A 17,115-nucleotide genomic window follows, 5' to 3' on the forward strand; every position below is an offset into this window, starting at 1 on the left:
CTTACCTCCCTTTATGAAATATGTAGTTCCTTACCATTTTTTCAGAATTTACTGATAATTGTCAAACTATTTTTTCATAAAACTATTTCGAGGTTTATTTTTTTCTATAATAAGTAAATTTTTTACTTATGGCGGTATAATCAAGAAAATAAATAGTTCATCATGCAAAAAAAGGAGCGAATCACATGAAGATTAAAACGAAGCTTATCTTATTGTCCTCCTTCCTTTTGCTTAGCTTGATCGGCGTCGGGTTGTACGGCGGATTTTCTCTCAATCGCGTTGACCAAAAGAGTCAAACGATCACGTCGTCTTGGATTCCCGGCCTGAATTTGTCCCATGAAACGAATACCGCTCTATCTGATTTACGACGTGTCGAATTATTACACATCCAAGAAAATGATCCAGAGATTAAAGCCGGTTATGATAAACGCGTCAAAGACGGTTTAGCGACCGTTAATGCGAATCTTGCTGAATATGAGAAGACGATTTACTTAAAATCAGACCGTCAATTATTCGATGACCTCGCAAAGAAATGGCAGACGTTCGAAGAGACGACCGATCGCCTGCTCACTCTTAGTACACCGGAAACGCAAAAAGAAGCGGTCACTTATTATGAAGGGGACAGCCGGGATTCATACTTCGCCGTTTCTGATCAATTGACGAAAATCGTGAAATACAATAATCAACAAGCAAAAATAAATGGGGATGCCATCACCAGCGCCGCTAATACGGCACATCTGATGTTATTTACGATCATTGGTGTCGTTGGATTACTCGGTGTCATCTTCACTATCTTGATTTTACGCTCAATCTTCGGTCCACTCCGTCAACTGCAGGCGAAAACGCATGAACTGGCAACGCAAGGCGGTGACTTGACGGCACAACTCAACGTCGTACGTGATGATGAGATTGGACAAATCGCCCAGTCGATGAATCAATTCATCGCCCACTTACGAACGATCATTGTCCAGGTTGATGATACAGCAACCCACGTCGTATCGACTTCACGTCACGTTTCCGGTCGAATCAGCGAACTCGATCAGGATATGGCGTCAACTTCCCATACGATTGAAAACTTATCCGCTGGTATGCAGGAGACAGCGGCTTCAGCTGAAGAGATGAACTCGTCTGCCGTCGATATGGAAGCGACGATTCATGATATCGTCTCCGGGGCTGAGGCGAATGGAAAACGGGCACAAGAAGTCGGCGGGCGTGCTGAATCGCTTCAAGTCGTCGCCACAGAAGCAAAACAGACCGCGAATCACATCCTTGCCGAGACGAAAAGTAAACTCGAGGACGCGATGGCACGTGCGAAAGCCGTCAAAGAAATTTCCGTCTTATCGGATGCGATTCTCTCAATCGCCGCACAAACAAACCTATTGTCCCTTAACGCTTCGATTGAAGCAGCACGCGCTGGTGAAGTCGGTCGTGGCTTCGCCGTCGTCGCAGATGAGATTCGTAAACTTGCTGAAAGTAGCCGGGATACCGTCGAACAAATCCAAGACGTCTCGATTTCCGTCATCGAGTCCGTTGAACATTTAAACGCTGCTTCCGGTGAGATGCTCTCCTTCATCGATACGAAGGTCGTTAAGGACTATGATTTATTCGAAGACGCCTCCGTTCAGTATCGAAATGACGCACAATTATTCGGTGATGCAGCGGAACACTTCGCCGCTCAAGCCGGTCAACTCCAGGAACTGACAGCAAACATGCTCGGTGTCATCCATGATGTCGCCGTCACCGTCAACGATGGAGCGCAAGGCACACAATCGATGTCAGAACAAATCAATCATTCCGTCCAAGCGTTCCGGGATGTGCATGACCAGACTTCCGTCAGTCAACAGCAGGCGGAGTCACTAAAAGAGGTCTTACGCCAGTTCCAAGTCTAAACGACAAGCCCCTCGTCTTCAGATCAGAAGAAGAGGGGCTTGTTTTTTATTGACCGGCACCTGTGAGCGGTTGCGCATCTTTTGCTTCTGCTGGTAATTTGATTTCGTCAATCTCATTGAATTTCGAGAATGTCGACTCGTTCTTCATATTGAACTCGGTCTCTTTTTCAATCGCAAATACCATATCCATGTCGAGTGACTTCGGATAGAACGTCTTCGCATCATACGTCATCTTGTAGTTCATCTTTTTATAATCGATGCTATCCATCGCATCTTTCATCTGCGCCATCTGTCCTGTCTGTTCGAGTGAATCCTTCATGAAGGCTTTCAGGTCATCCCCACTCAGCTTAACGTCGATTTGATAGACATCGCCCTCTTTTTTCGCTGTCCAATTATCTTTGTATTTCTTTAGGAGCTGCAAGTTTTGTTCCGTCGATGCCGATGATTCCATCGCTTCGACCATTTCGCCTAGTTCCGACACATCTTGAACGATCCATTGTCCGTTTTGCGAGAGATACATTTTATCGTCAACGATGTAACTTTCAATCGTCACGTCTTTCCCGTCTTCAGGATTTTTCATCGTCATCGTCTGCTTCATCGCGAGTGGCTTTTGAATGATATCTGCTGAAACCTTCTGATCCATCGCCATCTCACCTGCTTTAGAGCTGACTGTTCCGTCCATGTGGAACGATTTGATGTCCTCTTGAGCGGCTGTCGCTTTCTTTAACAGCTCTGTGTTCGAGAGTTCCCCCGACTTCGTCGAACCAGATCCGCTGCCACTACCTGAATCCGTCTGTCCATCTTGGCATCCGGCAAGTCCAATCGATGCTGCGACAATCCCGGCTGCTACCCACCTTGTTTTCTTCATATTCATTTCCTCCTTTATACGCGTTACCCTGATTTACGAAAAACATTGGAAAATGTTTCAAAGTTTCTTTAGTAGACCATTACCGTTCTCCTTCAAAACGAACCCTCAAATTTCAAATCTACTATCCTTTTTTTGAAATTTGGTTCAGTGCTCGTGAGATTTTTGCAAAAAAACAGGCTGACGGAAGCTTCCGTCAGCCTGTTTCTGGTTTGTTAAATCGTCCGTAAAAGATTCGCCATCTCGATTGCGGAAACCGCTGCTTCGTAACCTTTGTTCCCAGCTTTCGTACCGGCACGTTCGACTGCTTGCTCGATCGAATCCGTCGTCAGGACACCGAAGATGATCGGTACGCCTGTGTCGCGTGATGCACTCGCGACACCTTTCGCGACTTCGTTACAGACGTAATCATAGTGTGACGTCGCCCCACGGATGACGGCGCCAAGTGTGATGACTGCGTCATACTTGCCGCTTTTCGCTAACTTTTCCGCGACGAGTGGAATCTCAAATGCCCCAGGAACCCACGCTGTATCGACAGCATCCGCTGCAACACCGTGGCGGCGGAAAGCGTCGTTTGCTCCACCGACGAGTTTTGATGTGATCAATTCGTTAAAACGTGCTGCGACGATTGCGACGCGTAGTCCTTCTCCTGTTAAGAAACCTTCGTAGATCATGATGTGTGTCCTCCTTGGATGTCGAGCCAGTGCCCGAGTTTCGTTTGTTTTGTTTTCAGATAGCGCTGATTTTCTGGTTCAGCCGGTACTTGATGGGGTACACGTTCGATGACTTCGATCCCTTCTTGTTCGAGCACCCGTTGTTTATCCGGATTATTCGTCATCAAGCGGATCTTCGTCACGCCTAGATCGCGCAACATATTGGCCGCGACCGTATAGTCACGCATGTCCGTCGGATAACCGAGTGCATGGTTCGCTTCGACAGTATCAAGTCCTTGTTCTTGTAATTCATACGCTTTTAACTTCGCCATCAGACCGATGCCGCGTCCTTCCTGACGTAAATAGAGGACGGCGCCACCTTCTCGTTCGATCCGTTCGAGTGCCGCATCAAGTTGCGGACCACAATCGCAACGTTTCGAACCGAAGACGTCTCCTGTCAGACATTCCGAGTGCAGCCGGACGAGCATGCCGTCGTGCGCTTCACCGGACAAGACAGCGACGTGTTCTTTATCGTCTTGTGTCGTATAGCCGATCATCCGAAAAGCTCCGAACGTCGTCGGAAGCAACACTTCCGCTTCCCGCGTCAATGGACGCTCGAGATAGGCGACGAGTGCTTCGATCGTAATCAGTTTTAAACCGTGTTCTTCCTTATAGAGAAGTAGATCATCCACCCGTGCCATCGTGCCATCTTCCTTAATAATTTCACAGATGACGGCGATCTCATCGCTGCCGGCAAGATGGGCAAGATCAACGCCCGCTTCCGTATGTCCGCGTCGTTCCCGGACACCGCCTTCTTTTGCGATCAACGGGAAGATATGACCTGGTCGTTTAAACCGTTCCGGTCCATCGGTTAGCATCCGCTGGATCGTTAGCGACCGTTCTTCAGCGCTGATACCGGTTTTCGCGTCTTCATGATCGATACTGAGTGTGAATGCCGTCCCATGTGGGTCCGTATTATTCGCTGTCATCGGAGCAAGTTCGAGTCGTTGTGCAATCCGCGGACTGACTGGTACGCAGACGAGTCCTTTTCCATGCGTGATCATGAAGTTGATGTTTTCTGGTGTCGCGTGTTCCGCGAGCATGACGAGATCGCCCTCATTCTCACGGTCCTCGTCATCACAGACGATGATCGGTCGTCCTTTTTTCAAATCTTCTATCGCTTCTTCAATCAAGTCGAATCCATTCATTACATGTCGCCTCCTAAGAATGCTGCCCAGTCCGTCTGCTTCTCGTGTTGTGTGAAATGATAGAGGTGCTTCGCCATCATGTCACATTCAATATTGACGACTGCGCCGCTTGCCAATCGATCAAACGTCGTTACTTGACGGGAGTGCGGAATCAGTGAAATCGAGATCGTTTCCGGCGTGACGCGTTGCAACGTCAGGCTCGTGCCATTGATCGCAATCGATCCTTTCGGAATACAATACTTTTGCCACGATCCGACATCAAACGTATAGACCATCGCTTCCCCGTCCGGTCGCCGACTGATCAACCGTGCCGTCCCGTCGATGTGTCCACTGACGAAATGGCCACCAAAGCGTCCGTCTGCTGGCATTGCCCGTTCAAGTTGCAGCGGACTGCCGACCCGATACGTACCGAGTGCTGTTGACCGGATCGTGTCATGGACGGCATCTGCCGTAAAACCAGTCGGGCTCATCGACGTGACGGTCAAACAAATCCCGTCGACGGCGATGCTGTCACCAATCTTCGTTCCTTCGAGCACCCGGTGCGCTTCAATTTCAAGCGCTAATCCATTCGGTCGCGGAATCTTTCGTTTTAAGGTCCCGACTTCTTCAATCAATCCGGTGAACATGTCGTCTCCTCCTTTCGGATGTACGTCAGATGGAGATCCGGTCCGACCGTCTCAACCTGGTCGATTTGAAAACGATCTTCGATATCGTGTTGACTATTCCACGCATCGCCTTCAAAAATCGATGGGGCTTGGTAGACTTCAAGCCGATCAACGAGATCCGCCTCAAGGAAAGCGGCTTGAATCGTCGGTCCACCTTCAATCAAGACACTGCGGATGTCTTGTTCGTATAAGCGTTTCAAAATCGCTTCTGGCGTCTCATATTCACCGACGAGGACCGTCACTTGATCATGACTGACCCGCGGAACACTCGTCAGCCAGTAGGTTGGATTTTTACCATCGCGGAAGACTTGCGCCGTCTCCGGGATCCGACCACGGCGGTCGACGATTACTCGAATCGGTTCGATGCCTGACGCCGCGCGTAAAGTCAGTGCCGGATCATCGATGAGGACCGTCTCACTGCCGACGAGGACTGCATCGTGGCGTCCACGGAGGGCGCGACCGTTCGCGCGTGCTTCTTCTGACGTGATCCAGCGTTGTTCACCTGTCGCTGCGATCCCGTTCATCGTCTGAGCGATTTTGACAGTCACGGTCGGACGTTTTTGTTCGATTGTCTTCCAGAATTCCGTGTAGAGAGCTTCTGCCTCATGTCGTAACAAGCCGACCTCGACTTCGAGTCCCGCGTCTTGTAGGCGTTTGATTCCTGAACCGGCGACGATCGCATGTTTGTCTTCCGTTGCGACGAAGACCCGTTTGATTCCGGCTTGTAGAATCGCTTCCGTGCATGGTGGCGTCTTGCCGTGATGATTGCACGGCTCAAGCGTCACGTAGAGATCAGCACCACGGGCGGCTTCTCCTGCCATTCGCAAGGCTTCGACTTCCGCGTGCGGACCACCGGCAAACCGATGTGCACCAAAGCCAATGATGCGTCCTTGTTTGACGATGACACAGCCGACACTTGGATTCGGACTTGTTTGTCCGTGTAACATATGTGCTAATTGCATGGCATAACTCATCATCTGTGACATCGCGTTCACTCCTTTCAAATGAAAAAAGACACCCCTTGAAAAAGGGGCATCTGTATAGAAGGGTTCACGAAATACACGGTTCGCTTCCTGCATTTTTTCATGCAGAAAGAGACCGTCTCCTGAAAACATTTTTTCAGAAAACAGCTTGAATCGCGTCGTTTCGTTCTTCTCCCATCCGGACTTTACCGTCGGCCCTGGAATCTCACCAAGTCAGCCATGATGCGTACATCATGGGTCGCGGGCTCGTCGATCGATTGATCGCATCACCGCCGGTTGGGATTTTCACCCTACCCCGAAGAACTGGATTATTGAGTTATACAACTTTAGCCTAGCATATCTTTTTCAAGAAAACAAAGCGCAAATGCTTCTGTCTTGTCTCTTTTTTGATTTCGCTCCAGTTCTGTCATCTCTCACCAATTCGTCATCGACTACATCGCAAAAACGACTGGATCACCTGATAACAGTGTGTCCAGTCGTCGTTTTCCGCTTACAAATACCCGTTCTTCCGGTCGTGGAATTCTTGAGCAATCGCCCCGCGCGTCCGTTCATCTGCAAGGACGCGAAGCGCTGTTCGAGCGAGAATTTTTGCCCCTGTGATCAATGCTTCATCCCCTGCTTCCGAACGAGCCGCTTCTTTGAACGCTTCCGTATGGGCGACGAGATCATCTGGTCCAATCTTGATATACGGATGGATTGTCGGGATGACTTGACTGATGTTACCGGCATCCGTCGAGCCAAGACCCGGGCGTTCGTCCAAGTGGACCGTTTCACCGAGCGCTTCTGCTTCTTCTTGGAACAGACGGTCGAACGCCCGGTTGAAGACGAGGTTATCGACTTCATTTTGGAAGGCGATGACGTCAAGCGTCGCCCCGGTCGCAAGTGCCGCGCCTTGGGCAACGGCTTTGACTTTTTCCGTGACGGCATTCAGTCGTTCCCGTGTCGTCGCCCGGATGAAGAAACGCGCTTTTGCGTATTCCGGGATGATGTTCGGTGCATCGCCACCATGCGTGATGATTCCGTGGATCCGGACATCGTCCGGTAACTGCTGACGTAAGGCATTGATGCCGTTGAAGAGTTGGATGACCGCGTCGAGGGCATTGATGCCTTCTTCCGGTGACGCCGCAGCATGCGCCGGACGACCCGTAAAGGCAAAGTCGAGCGGATCGACCGCAAGCGAAGAACCCGTGATCCGTGTTTGTCCGGACGGATGGACCATTAAGGCTGCATCGATCCCTTCCAGCAACTGATGTTTGACGAAACTACCTTTCGCACTACCGTTCGGTCCACCTTCTTCGGCCGGTGTTCCCAGCACGACGACACTTCCACCGACTTCATCGAGCACTTTACTAAGCGCAATCGCTGCCGCAACACTCGTCGTGCCGATGATATTATGACCGCATGCGTGCCCGATGCCTGGCAACGCATCATATTCTGCCAGAAAGGCAATCGTCGCGCCTGATCGGTCGCTCGACTTCTTCGCGAAGAATGCGGTATCGTGCCCCGCGACACCAAGTTCTACCGTAAATCCTTCAGCCGTCAGACGTTCCGCATGGAGCCGCGAAGCAAAGAATTCCTCGTTCCCGATTTCCGGTGTCGCATGAATCCGGTGACTCGTCTCAAGATACGATTCTCGTTTTTGTTCGATGTCTTGTTCAATCGTCTCTACCCATGTCGTGCGTACTGGTGTCGTCATATAGTCCACTCTCCTTTTGAATTTATTCGCCGATGTCGCTTAGTGGAACGAACGTCGGGATCGTACTACCTTTGTATTCTTTTTTGATGAAAGCCGCGACATCTTTTTGTTGGTAAAGCGACGCGATTTTTTTCAATTCTTTTTTGTTTTTGTCTTCCGTCCGTGTTGCGATGATATTGATGTATGGTTTTGCTGTCTCGTTCTCATGGACGATCGAGTCCTTGATCGGATTGAAGCCAGCGTCAACGGCAATGCCATTGTTGATGATCGATGCCGCGACGTCCGGTAAGACGCGCGGTGTTTGTCCGGCAACGATCGGGACGATTTTCAGTTTCTTCGGATTCTCGACGATCTTATCGACTGAACCGTTGCCGTCGAAGTCGTCCGGTAACTTGATCAGACCGGCTTCTTGCAGTAACAAGAGGGCGCGTCCCATGTTCGTCGCTTCGTTCGGAACGGCGATTTTTCCGCCGACCGGAATGTCTTTGACGTCCTTGTATTTATCCGAGTAGATCCCCATCGGTGCAATGACGGTCGTCGCGATCGGTGACAGCTTCAACTTGTGTTCCTTCTTGAAGGCGTTGAAGTAGGAAATCGTCTGGAAGGCATTGGCGTCGATCTCGCCCTCAGCCAGTGCCATGTTCGGCTGGACATAATCGGAGAACTTGACGAGCTCGATTTTGATGCCTTCCTTCTCTGCTTTTTTCGCGACGTAGTCCCAAACTTGGGTATCCGAACCGCTGACACCGAGTTTGATCGTCTTTTCGTCTTCTCCTGATGCTGCGCACCCGGCAAATAAAATCGTCGTTAGTGTTGCTCCAATTGCTACTGCTTTTTTCATGGCTGAATCGCTCCCTTGATTAATGTCTTCTGATTTTTCGTGCGACGATATTGCCTGTCGTCTGTAAGCCTTGAACTAAGATGACGAGAATCCCGACCGTGATGATCATGACTTTCGTGTCGAATCGTTGATAACCATAGGTGATCGCTAAGTCACCGAGACCACCGCCTCCAATCGCACCTGCCATCGCTGACGCCCCGATCAAGCCGATCGTCGCGATTGTTAAGTTCAGGATCAGTGAACCGAGTGCTTCCGGTAGGAGGAAGCGGAAAATCGTTTGAAACGGTGTCGCACCCATCGCTTCTGCTGCTTCCAGAACACCTTTATCGACTTCGAGTAACGAGCTCTCGATCAGACGCGCCATGTACGGTGCGGCGTAAAAGACGAGCGGGACGATGGCGGCTTCGGTTCCGATCGATGTCTGGACGATCAAGCGCGTCAATGGAATGATCGCGACGAGTAAAATGATGAACGGAATCGAGCGGAAAATATTGACGATACTGTTGAAGAACGTGAACAGCGGGACGTTCTCGAGCAATGCACCTTTTCGCGTGACGACAAGTAGGATACCGAGTGGTAAGCCAATCAAAGTCGAGAATAAGAGTGAGACGGATACCATCGTCATCGTCTGCAAAAATGCCGTCCAGATATCACTGTAATTAACTAGCATGGGCAAGCACCTCCTCGACTGTCACCTGTGCCTGATCGATATAGTGTAACGCTCGTTTTACTTCAGCCGGCTCACCGATCAACTCGACGAGTAAGGTGCCGAACGGCGTATCCTGCAACTCTGTGATGCTCCCGTGCAAGATGTTGACATCGACATCGAAGCGTTTCGCGACTTGCGATAAGAGCGGCTGCCCCGTGTGATGTCCGAGAAAATGAATCTTATAGATTGGATGTGCATTTCGCGACTCGATTAACTGACGAATCGATGCTGGAATTTCGTCATGCATGACGGACCGGACGAAGTTTTTTGCCGTCTCGGTCTTTGGATTCGAAAAGACGTCGAAGACCGTTCCTGACTCAATCAACTTTCCAGCTTCAATGACGGCGACCCGGTCGCAAATCTCCCGGATGACGCCCATCTCGTGGGTGATCAAGAGAATCGTGATCCCGTACTCGGCATTGATGCGTTTTAATAACTGGAGAATATGATGCGTCGTCTGGGGATCAAGTGCTGATGTCGCTTCGTCACATAAGAGGACGGAAGGTTGCGTCGCCAGTGCCCGGGCGATGCCAACACGCTGTTTCTGTCCACCGGACAATTGATCCGGATAATGATCCGCCTTGTCCGCGAGATCAACGAATTCGAGCAACTCCGTCACCCGGCGTCGAATCTCGTCTTTCTTGACGCCTGCGAGAACGAGTGGCTTTGCGACATTCGTAAAGACTGTGTTCGCATTCAATAGATTGAAGTGCTGAAAGATCATTCCAATCCGTTGTTTTGCTTGGCGTAATTTTTTCGGAGACAGTTGCGTTAAATCTTCCCCATCGACCGTCACCGTTCCTGATGTTGGTCGTTCTAACAGATTGACACAGCGGAGCAGTGAACTTTTTCCGGCACCACTAAAGCCGATGACACCAAAGATTTCGCCTTTTTCGATCGTCAGGTCGACACCGTCGAGCGCTGCGATCGTCTGATCCTTCGTGACGTACGTTTTTTTGACTTGATGAAATGCGATCATTCCGTTTTCCCCCTTCATTCAACAAAAAAGGTCCCTTCTTGAGAAACAAGAAGAGACCTGGATCCGCACAGTGGCAGAATCCACTCCACTCATCTCTCAGACATCTGTCTGATGGAATTGGCACAGTGCTCATAATGAGTCTGTTGCCGAGGTTTCGCAGGGCCAGTCCCTCCACCTCTCTGGATAAGTATTGCGGTATGAAATTCGTATGTGTGGTGTTGCGTTGTTGCTTATGTCGTAAAACTAATTTTTACATTACGGGTCGAACCTTTAAAAGTCAACCAACTTTGCAAAAATAATCCATTTGTCGCATATCGATTGATTGACAAGTTATGGATTAGCTTAATGAACGAATCGTGATTCGTCAAGAACGATTTGACAAGTCATTTTCGAACGTGCTACCATCGTTTCAATGATTAATCCGACAATTCCAATATGATATTTATCAAGAGTGAACGAGAGACCTGGCTCTATGACTTCACGGCAACCTGCAATTTGTAAGGTGCTCCGACCAGCAAAGCGCGGCTTTGGATGATACGGTGAAAAACTCGTGGGCGTCCAAGCAGTGACGTCGACGAGTTTTTTTCATGAATGGAGGAAAAAGAGTAATGATGAACTATCCTGTATTGACTGGTGCCGAAGCGTTTTATCTTCAAGGTGGACCGATTGGTATTCTAATCTGTCATGGTTTTAACGCGACCCCACAAAGTGTCCGGGACGTCGGTGAGGCATTCGCCGCTGAAGGTTTTACCGTCTATGCCCCGCGCTTACGTGGACATGGAACAAACGTCCGCGAGTTCGAACAATCGACTGCTCGATGTTGGAAGCAAAGCCTGCAAGACGGCTATGAACGTTTACAAGAAACATGCGACCAAGTCTTCGTCATCGGTCAATCAATGGGAGCAACGCTCGCACTGTCGCTCGCCGCTGACAGGATTCCGTTTGCCGGCATCATTACGATCAATGCTGCACTCTCCGTTCCATCCTATGAAGCACTTTCGTTCGAGGACGGTCCACAGTATTTACCGGAAGGGGCACCGGACATCAAGCGGTCTGCTTTTGAAATCATCTATGATCTCGTTCCGAGCCGTTGTGCGTTCGAACTCGTCCGTCTGATGGATGAGACGAAAGGACGCCTTGGATCGATCCTTCTTCCGACATTGATTCTTTACTCAGCGACCGATCACGTTGTTCCACCGTCGAGCTCGGATTATCTGCATCAACATATCGGAACGAATGATAAACGCAGCTACTGTTTACTCAACTCGTATCACGTCGCAACCCTTGATCATGATCAGGATTTGATCGTTCGTGAGACGATCCGCTTCATCGAACGCTCAAGCCGATTCTCACAGGAAACAGGATAATAAAAAAAACAGCTATTCGTTTCCAAGTAGAAGCGAATAGCTGTGAGATCAAAGGACGACCATCATCGGCTCGTCTTTTTATTTATCTTTCTTGATGCTGCACCGATTGGAGCGGCTTCGGTTTTCCAGGCACCTCATGACAATGGCGGCACCGTGGCTCATACGACTCTGAAGCGCCGACTAGGATGATCGGATCATCGTAGTTCGCTGGTTTTCCATCAATCAACCGTTGTGTCCGGGAAGCCGGATCACCACACGAAAGACAGATGGCTTGCAGCTTCGTTACGAATTCTGCGCGCGCCAGTAATTCCGGCATCTTGCCGAATGGCTCTGCCCGGAAATCTTGATCAAGACCCGCACAAATGACACGTTTTCCGTCTTGTGCAAGTGCTTCGATGACTTGTACGATCTCATCATCAAAGAATTGAACTTCATCGATTCCAACGATTTGTGTTTCCTCCGCTACTGCTGCGTAGAGATCACGACTCGTCGCCATCGGAATCGCCACGACGGAGTTGCCGATATGAGAGACGACATGCTCTTCATGGTACCGGTCGTCGATTGCCGGCTTGAATACTTGAACGGGCAGTTTGCCGTACTGCGCCCGTCTGACACGACGAATCAACTCTTCCGATTTCCCGGAAAACATACTGCCACAAATTACTTCGATCCAGCCGTACTGATTTATTACATGCATCATCGTCCGACACCGTCCTCTAAAAATAGTCACTTTAACGAGTATAGCTCGAAACGGTATCGAGAAAAAGGGTTGACTTCCGGAAATCAAAATTCATTTTTTCTTTCCCTAGAATTTTTGTCCTTTCATTCCAACCGTCCCCTATTTCCTGTACACTGAAGAAGAAGATTCTCACGAAAGAAGGTGTCCCCGATTCATCATCTCTTACATGATATCCTGCACCAATATGGTGCCCTTGGTCTCTCCGTCCTTCTCGCAGGTGGTATCGTGGGATTGCCGGTTCCTGATGAGACCCTGCTCGTTCTGTCCGGTTTTTGGATGCATCAAGGCAATCTACCACTTGTCGGTACGATTCTCGCCGCTTACGCCGGTAGTTGTATCGGGATGACGATCAGTTATTTACTTGGTTTAAAACTCGGTATGCCACTACTGCATCGTGTCGGACCGAAAATGCGCATCTCAGAAAAACATATTCTTTCCGCTGAAGCCGGATTTCGTCGTTACGGAAAATCGGTCTTGATCATCGGTTACTACATACCCGGTCTCCGCCAACTATCTGCCTTTTTTGCAGGTGTCTCGAAAATGCCATTTCGCGTGTTTGCAAGTTACGCGTATACAGGTGCGTTGATTTGGATCAGCGTGTTCTTAGGTGCCGGTTATTTCGTCGGTCGTCATCTCTCGTTCCACAAAGTCATGGATTATATTTTGGCACATCCTGAAGTCATGCCGTACCTAATCGGGATTGCTGGTGGAATCGCCTTCTCGTTCGTCTTGAAGACGTATCTCGCTTACCGTTCACAATTCAGTCTATACAAAAACAGCCTGCTTCCGTAATGGAGGCAGGCTGTTTTTTAAGAACCGACAAGAAATTACTTGCGGCCGTATTTTTTGTTGAAGCGATCGACACGACCATCTGCCGCGTTGAACTTTTGACGACCTGTGTAGAATGGGTGCGAGTCTGAAGACACATCCACACGGATGAGTGGGTACTCGTTGCCATCTTCCCAAGTGATTGTTTCGTTCGAAGAACGAGTAGAACCGCTTAAGAATTTGTACTCAGTCGTTGAATCCATAAATACTACTTTGTTGTAGTTAGGGTGAATTCCTTGTTTCATGGTTGATTTCTCTCCTTCCGCCCTGGTTCATTTGCTGAGCCAGAGTAAGTTACCTTCCTATACTAAACGATTTTTTTATGCGTCGCAATAGTTATTTTTCGCTCGGTGTTTCCTTCTTGACGGTACGCGGTTTTGCTGGTGCGCGTCGGACCGCCTTCTTCTTTTCTTTCTCGAGTTCAACGAAAAATTCTTCATTGTTTTTCGTGTCACGAATCTTACGCAGGAACGTATCGACGAACTCGTTCGACTCGTTCATCGTCCGGCGAATCGTCCAGAGCGCATCGAGCTGCTCTTTTGGAAGCAACAGTTCTTCCTTCCGCGTACCCGATTTTCGGATGTCAATCGCTGGGAAGATTCGACGCTCTGACAACTTCCGATCAAGATGCAGTTCCATGTTGCCGGTTCCTTTGAATTCTTCATAGATGACGTCATCCATGCGCGATCCCGTCTCGACAAGCGCCGTCGCAAGAATCGTTAAACTACCACCGTGCTCGATGTTTCGCGCCGCCCCAAAGAACCGTTTTGGTTTATGGAATGCAGCTGGGTCAATCCCGCCTGAGAGCGTTCGTCCGCTTTGCGGCACCGTTAAGTTATAGGCCCGTGTCAGACGCGTGATCGAATCCATCAGGATGACGACATCCTTCTTGTGTTCGACGAGTCGCATCGCCCGCTCGAGGACCAGTTCAGAAATCCGGACGTGGTTGTCTGGTGTTTCGTCAAACGTCGAGCTGACAACGTCTGCTCCCGGAACTGAACGCTCGATGTCCGTGACTTCCTCAGGACGCTCATCAATCAAGAGAATGATCAGTTCGACATCCGGATGATTCTCCTGAATCGAGTTTGCGATTTCTTTGAGGAGTGATGTCTTCCCTGCTTTTGGTGGTGCGACGATCAAACCACGTTGACCAAACCCAACCGGTGCAATCATATCCATGACACGAACGGATAAATGGCGCGGCTCTGTCTCTAGACGCATCAAACGATCCGGATAAATCGGTGTCAATGCCGGGAAGAACAAACGATTACGGGCTGTATCCGGTGCTTCACCGTTAACGGCTTCCACGCTAAGTAATCCTTGGAACCGTTCGTTTTCCTTCGGTGGACGGACTTTACCTGTGACGACATCACCATTACGTAGATTAAAGCGTCGGATTTGAGATGCTGCGATATAAATATCTTCAGAGGATTGGGAATAATTGATAGGACGAAGGAAGCCAAAGCCACCATCGTTTTGCATTTGTGGGTTGCCAGGGATGACTTCGAGTACCCCTTCGAGGAAATAAAGACCAGTCGATTCAGCCTGTGCTTTTAAAATCTTGAACATCAGCTCGCGTTTACGGGCTTCCCGGTATTGTGGGACATTTTTTGTCTTTGCGATTTCATAGAGTTCTTTTAATGTCAGTTGACTCAATTGAGCCAGTGTATAGGAACGTTCTGGTTTATCTTTTTTATCAGTTGTTGGCATGTTCTTCACCTATTCTTTATAAATTCAACTGCATTCAGCATACTTCCATACATACAGCAGGAGGTATGTAATTTTATTCGTGAACTAAAGGTATCATATTTTTTTTGATTCGTCGTCAACAATCCTTTGCGTTTCTTACTTTGTAATATTCAAAGATATTATTTCAGTTATGTTACAAAAACATCTGTTTTGTCTTCTAACTGAAAAAACGTTTTCAAGTGTGCTCGTGCTAAGATATTCCTGCAGACAAAATTCTTACACAGTTGTAAGGTAGACTGCTTAATCACACACTTAATGATTTCATCATATAACTTACGGACGCAACACACTACATTAAACGGAGGAATTCTTAACATGAAACGTTTTCTAGCATCGATCGCGACAGCAGCCTTAGTGGTTTCAGGTTTTACATCAGTGGGTACAGGTAAAGTTGAAGCAGCGACAGTCACGAAAGTCAAGATCACGGACAACGGTCTTCGTGTTCGGACAGCACCTTCTACGAAAGCAAGCATCGTCGGGAAAGTCAACGCTGGTCAAGTCTTTACATACAAAGGCAAATCAGGCAGCTGGACAAAAATCTCATACGGCGGTAAAACACGCTATGTCTACTCACAGTACACAAAGACATACAAATCATCTTCAAGCGTTAAAAAATCAACAAGCTCTTCTTCTAAACGGACGAAAATCCTGAACGAAGCAGCAAAACATAAAGGTACACCTTATGTATGGGGCGGAACAACGACTCGTGGATTCGACTGCTCTGGTTTCACAAGCTACGTGTACAAGAAAGCGGCTGGTAAAACATTGCCACGTACGTCTTCTTCACAATATTCTTCTTCTAAGAAAGTCAGCGTTTCAAAAGTACAACCAGGAGATCTTGTCTTCTTCTCACACGGTAGCGGCATTCAACACGTCGGGATCGCAACGAGCAAGTCAAGCATGGTTAACTCAGAAACAGGTGGCGTTAAATACTCAAGCTTCAAATCAGGGTACTGGGGTTCACGCCTTGTCGGCGCTGGATCTTACCTATAATTCATCATCTCAAAGCGGTTGAGCATTGGCTCGATCGCTTTTTTTCATCTCATTCATAAGGAGGAAACAAGATGCATGTCTTAATCACAGGTGCTTCAAGAGGTCTTGGTCGCGAATTCGCTTATCTGCACGCAATGCAAGGTGATCACGTCCTGCTCGTCGGACGCGATGCGACAGCTCTATTCGAAACGAAGTTCCATGTCGAGCGACTCGGTGGAACGGCAACCGTCTTTCCGTATGACTTAACGAAGCGAACGCATCGACTGGCACTGTTTCGGGCAACGGAACAGATTCCGGTCGACTGTGTCATCAATAACGCTGGGATTGGTGTCTTCGGTTCTTTCCTTGAGACCTCGTTTGAAGACGAGTCTCGGATGATTGCCTTGAACATCGAAGCATTAACACACGTAACGAAGGTCTATGCCTCTCGCATGAAAGAACAGGGAATCAAAGGACGGATCGTCCATCTCGCGTCAACGGCTGCATTTGAAGGTGGTCCATGGCTGAGTGTCTATTACGCGACGAAAGCCTATGTCCTTCATTTCTCGGAAGGCTTGACAGAAGAGCTCGCACACGACGGAATTCAAGTCAGCGTCGTCTGTCCGGGCGCGACACATACCGGTTTCGAATCGGCAGCAAACCTTGAACAATCTCGGCTGTTCCTGCGACCGGGTGTCATGGATGCTCCGACGGTTGCGCGTATCGCCTACCGCGGCTATATGAAGGGGAAAACGTTCATCGTGCCTGGCTTCGGCAATGCCTGGTACATCTTTTCGACGCGTTTTCTACCGCGTCGGTACGTCACCCGACAAGCAGGAGAAGTCCAGCGTCCGCGGTAATCGTCAAATAACGATTCATTTACCACTCAATGTTCAAATCCTCACTTTCCTGTAGAAGTTGAAGACGAACGTCTTGATTCCCTGAAACATAGCAAAAAAGAGTTGGCGTTTT

The 17,115-nt window shown here is 48.9% G+C and carries 17 protein-coding genes and 3 riboswitches; of the genes, 5 read left to right on the top strand and 12 right to left on the bottom strand.

Annotated features, from left to right (window positions below; translation table 11 throughout):
- Positions 1-185 precede the first annotated feature (185 nt).
- A complete protein-coding gene (locus ACZGCQ_RS11320) occupies positions 186-1,889 on the top strand; it encodes a methyl-accepting chemotaxis protein (RefSeq protein WP_481266319.1) in 1,704 nt (567 codons plus the stop codon).
- A gap of 46 nt (positions 1,890-1,935) precedes the next feature.
- Here ACZGCQ_RS11320 and ACZGCQ_RS11325 read toward each other — a convergent pair whose 3' ends face one another.
- The 9 genes from ACZGCQ_RS11325 to ACZGCQ_RS11365 form a co-directional block, all read right to left on the bottom strand.
- The gene (locus ACZGCQ_RS11325; RefSeq protein ID WP_286949529.1) at positions 1,936-2,757 is read right to left on the bottom strand and encodes a DUF6612 family protein; all 822 of its coding nucleotides are present in this window, start codon (positions 2,755-2,757) and stop codon (positions 1,936-1,938) included.
- Positions 2,758-2,969: 212 nt separating this feature from the next.
- A complete protein-coding gene (gene ribH / locus ACZGCQ_RS11330; RefSeq protein WP_035395821.1) occupies positions 2,970-3,428 on the bottom strand; it encodes a 6,7-dimethyl-8-ribityllumazine synthase in 459 nt (152 codons plus the stop codon).
- The gene (gene ribA / locus ACZGCQ_RS11335; RefSeq protein WP_481266320.1) at positions 3,425-4,615 is read right to left on the bottom strand and encodes a GTP cyclohydrolase II; all 1,191 of its coding nucleotides are present in this window, start codon (positions 4,613-4,615) and stop codon (positions 3,425-3,427) included. The genes ribH and ribA overlap by 4 nt, the downstream gene beginning before the upstream one ends.
- Positions 4,615-5,241: a riboflavin synthase gene (gene ribE / locus ACZGCQ_RS11340; RefSeq protein ID WP_029342770.1), complete on the bottom strand. Its 627-nt coding sequence runs from the start codon at positions 5,239-5,241 to the stop codon at positions 4,615-4,617. Before ribE ends, ribA begins: the two co-directional genes overlap by 1 nt.
- A complete protein-coding gene (ribD, locus tag ACZGCQ_RS11345; protein WP_481266321.1) occupies positions 5,226-6,266 on the bottom strand; it encodes a bifunctional diaminohydroxyphosphoribosylaminopyrimidine deaminase/5-amino-6-(5-phosphoribosylamino)uracil reductase RibD in 1,041 nt (346 codons plus the stop codon). Before ribD ends, ribE begins: the two co-directional genes overlap by 16 nt.
- Before the next feature lie 159 nt (positions 6,267-6,425).
- Positions 6,426-6,570, bottom strand: a riboswitch (FMN riboswitch).
- A gap of 183 nt (positions 6,571-6,753) precedes the next feature.
- On the bottom strand, positions 6,754-7,959 hold the full coding sequence (locus tag ACZGCQ_RS11350) for a M20 family metallopeptidase (protein ID WP_481266322.1): 1,206 nt from the start codon (positions 7,957-7,959) through the stop codon (positions 6,754-6,756).
- Between the two features lie 22 nt (positions 7,960-7,981).
- A complete protein-coding gene (locus tag ACZGCQ_RS11355) occupies positions 7,982-8,800 on the bottom strand; it encodes a MetQ/NlpA family ABC transporter substrate-binding protein (RefSeq protein ID WP_069940047.1) in 819 nt (272 codons plus the stop codon).
- Between the two features lie 19 nt (positions 8,801-8,819).
- The gene (locus tag ACZGCQ_RS11360; RefSeq protein WP_029342774.1) at positions 8,820-9,470 is read right to left on the bottom strand and encodes a methionine ABC transporter permease; all 651 of its coding nucleotides are present in this window, start codon (positions 9,468-9,470) and stop codon (positions 8,820-8,822) included.
- Positions 9,460-10,488: a methionine ABC transporter ATP-binding protein gene (locus ACZGCQ_RS11365; protein ID WP_336798761.1), complete on the bottom strand. Its 1,029-nt coding sequence runs from the start codon at positions 10,486-10,488 to the stop codon at positions 9,460-9,462. Before ACZGCQ_RS11365 ends, ACZGCQ_RS11360 begins: the two co-directional genes overlap by 11 nt.
- An 86-nt stretch (positions 10,489-10,574) precedes the next feature.
- Positions 10,575-10,678, bottom strand: a riboswitch (SAM riboswitch).
- Positions 10,679-10,927: 249 nt separating this feature from the next.
- A riboswitch (SAM riboswitch) is annotated at positions 10,928-11,029 on the top strand.
- Between the two features lie 67 nt (positions 11,030-11,096).
- Between ACZGCQ_RS11365 and ACZGCQ_RS11370 the strand changes: the two genes are divergently transcribed.
- On the top strand, positions 11,097-11,855 hold the full coding sequence (locus ACZGCQ_RS11370) for an alpha/beta hydrolase (RefSeq protein ID WP_481266323.1): 759 nt from the start codon (positions 11,097-11,099) through the stop codon (positions 11,853-11,855).
- Positions 11,856-11,937: 82 nt separating this feature from the next.
- On the opposite strand, the gene ACZGCQ_RS11375 is transcribed toward ACZGCQ_RS11370, so the two are convergent.
- Positions 11,938-12,552: a thymidine kinase gene (locus tag ACZGCQ_RS11375; RefSeq protein WP_069941005.1), complete on the bottom strand. Its 615-nt coding sequence runs from the start codon at positions 12,550-12,552 to the stop codon at positions 11,938-11,940.
- Positions 12,553-12,735: 183 nt separating this feature from the next.
- On the opposite strand from ACZGCQ_RS11375, the gene ACZGCQ_RS11380 reads away from it, so the two are divergent.
- Positions 12,736-13,386 (top strand): DedA family protein, encoded by a 651-nt coding sequence (locus ACZGCQ_RS11380; protein WP_050676976.1) that lies wholly within the window; start codon positions 12,736-12,738, stop codon positions 13,384-13,386.
- Between the two features lie 35 nt (positions 13,387-13,421).
- Here ACZGCQ_RS11380 and ACZGCQ_RS11385 read toward each other — a convergent pair whose 3' ends face one another.
- Both ACZGCQ_RS11385 and rho read right to left on the bottom strand, forming a co-directional pair.
- Positions 13,422-13,667, bottom strand: a complete 246-nt coding sequence (locus tag ACZGCQ_RS11385) for a type B 50S ribosomal protein L31 (RefSeq protein WP_023469546.1) — start codon at positions 13,665-13,667, stop codon at positions 13,422-13,424.
- A 91-nt stretch (positions 13,668-13,758) separates the two neighbouring features.
- Positions 13,759-15,132 carry a transcription termination factor Rho gene (gene rho, locus ACZGCQ_RS11390; protein WP_481266324.1) on the bottom strand — a complete coding sequence of 458 codons (1,374 nt, stop codon included), beginning with the start codon at positions 15,130-15,132 and terminating at the stop codon, positions 13,759-13,761.
- 354 nt (positions 15,133-15,486) lie between these two features.
- Here rho and ACZGCQ_RS11395 point away from each other — a divergent pair, with 354 nt between their 5' ends.
- Both ACZGCQ_RS11395 and ACZGCQ_RS11400 read left to right on the top strand, forming a co-directional pair.
- Complete coding sequence (locus tag ACZGCQ_RS11395) at positions 15,487-16,164, top strand: C40 family peptidase (protein ID WP_481266325.1); 678 nt, start codon at positions 15,487-15,489, stop codon at positions 16,162-16,164.
- A gap of 71 nt (positions 16,165-16,235) precedes the next feature.
- Positions 16,236-17,003, top strand: a complete 768-nt coding sequence (locus tag ACZGCQ_RS11400) for an SDR family NAD(P)-dependent oxidoreductase (protein WP_481266326.1) — start codon at positions 16,236-16,238, stop codon at positions 17,001-17,003.
- Positions 17,004-17,115 lie beyond the last annotated feature (112 nt).

It is taken from the genome of Exiguobacterium sp. HSB13 (assembly GCF_056764755.1).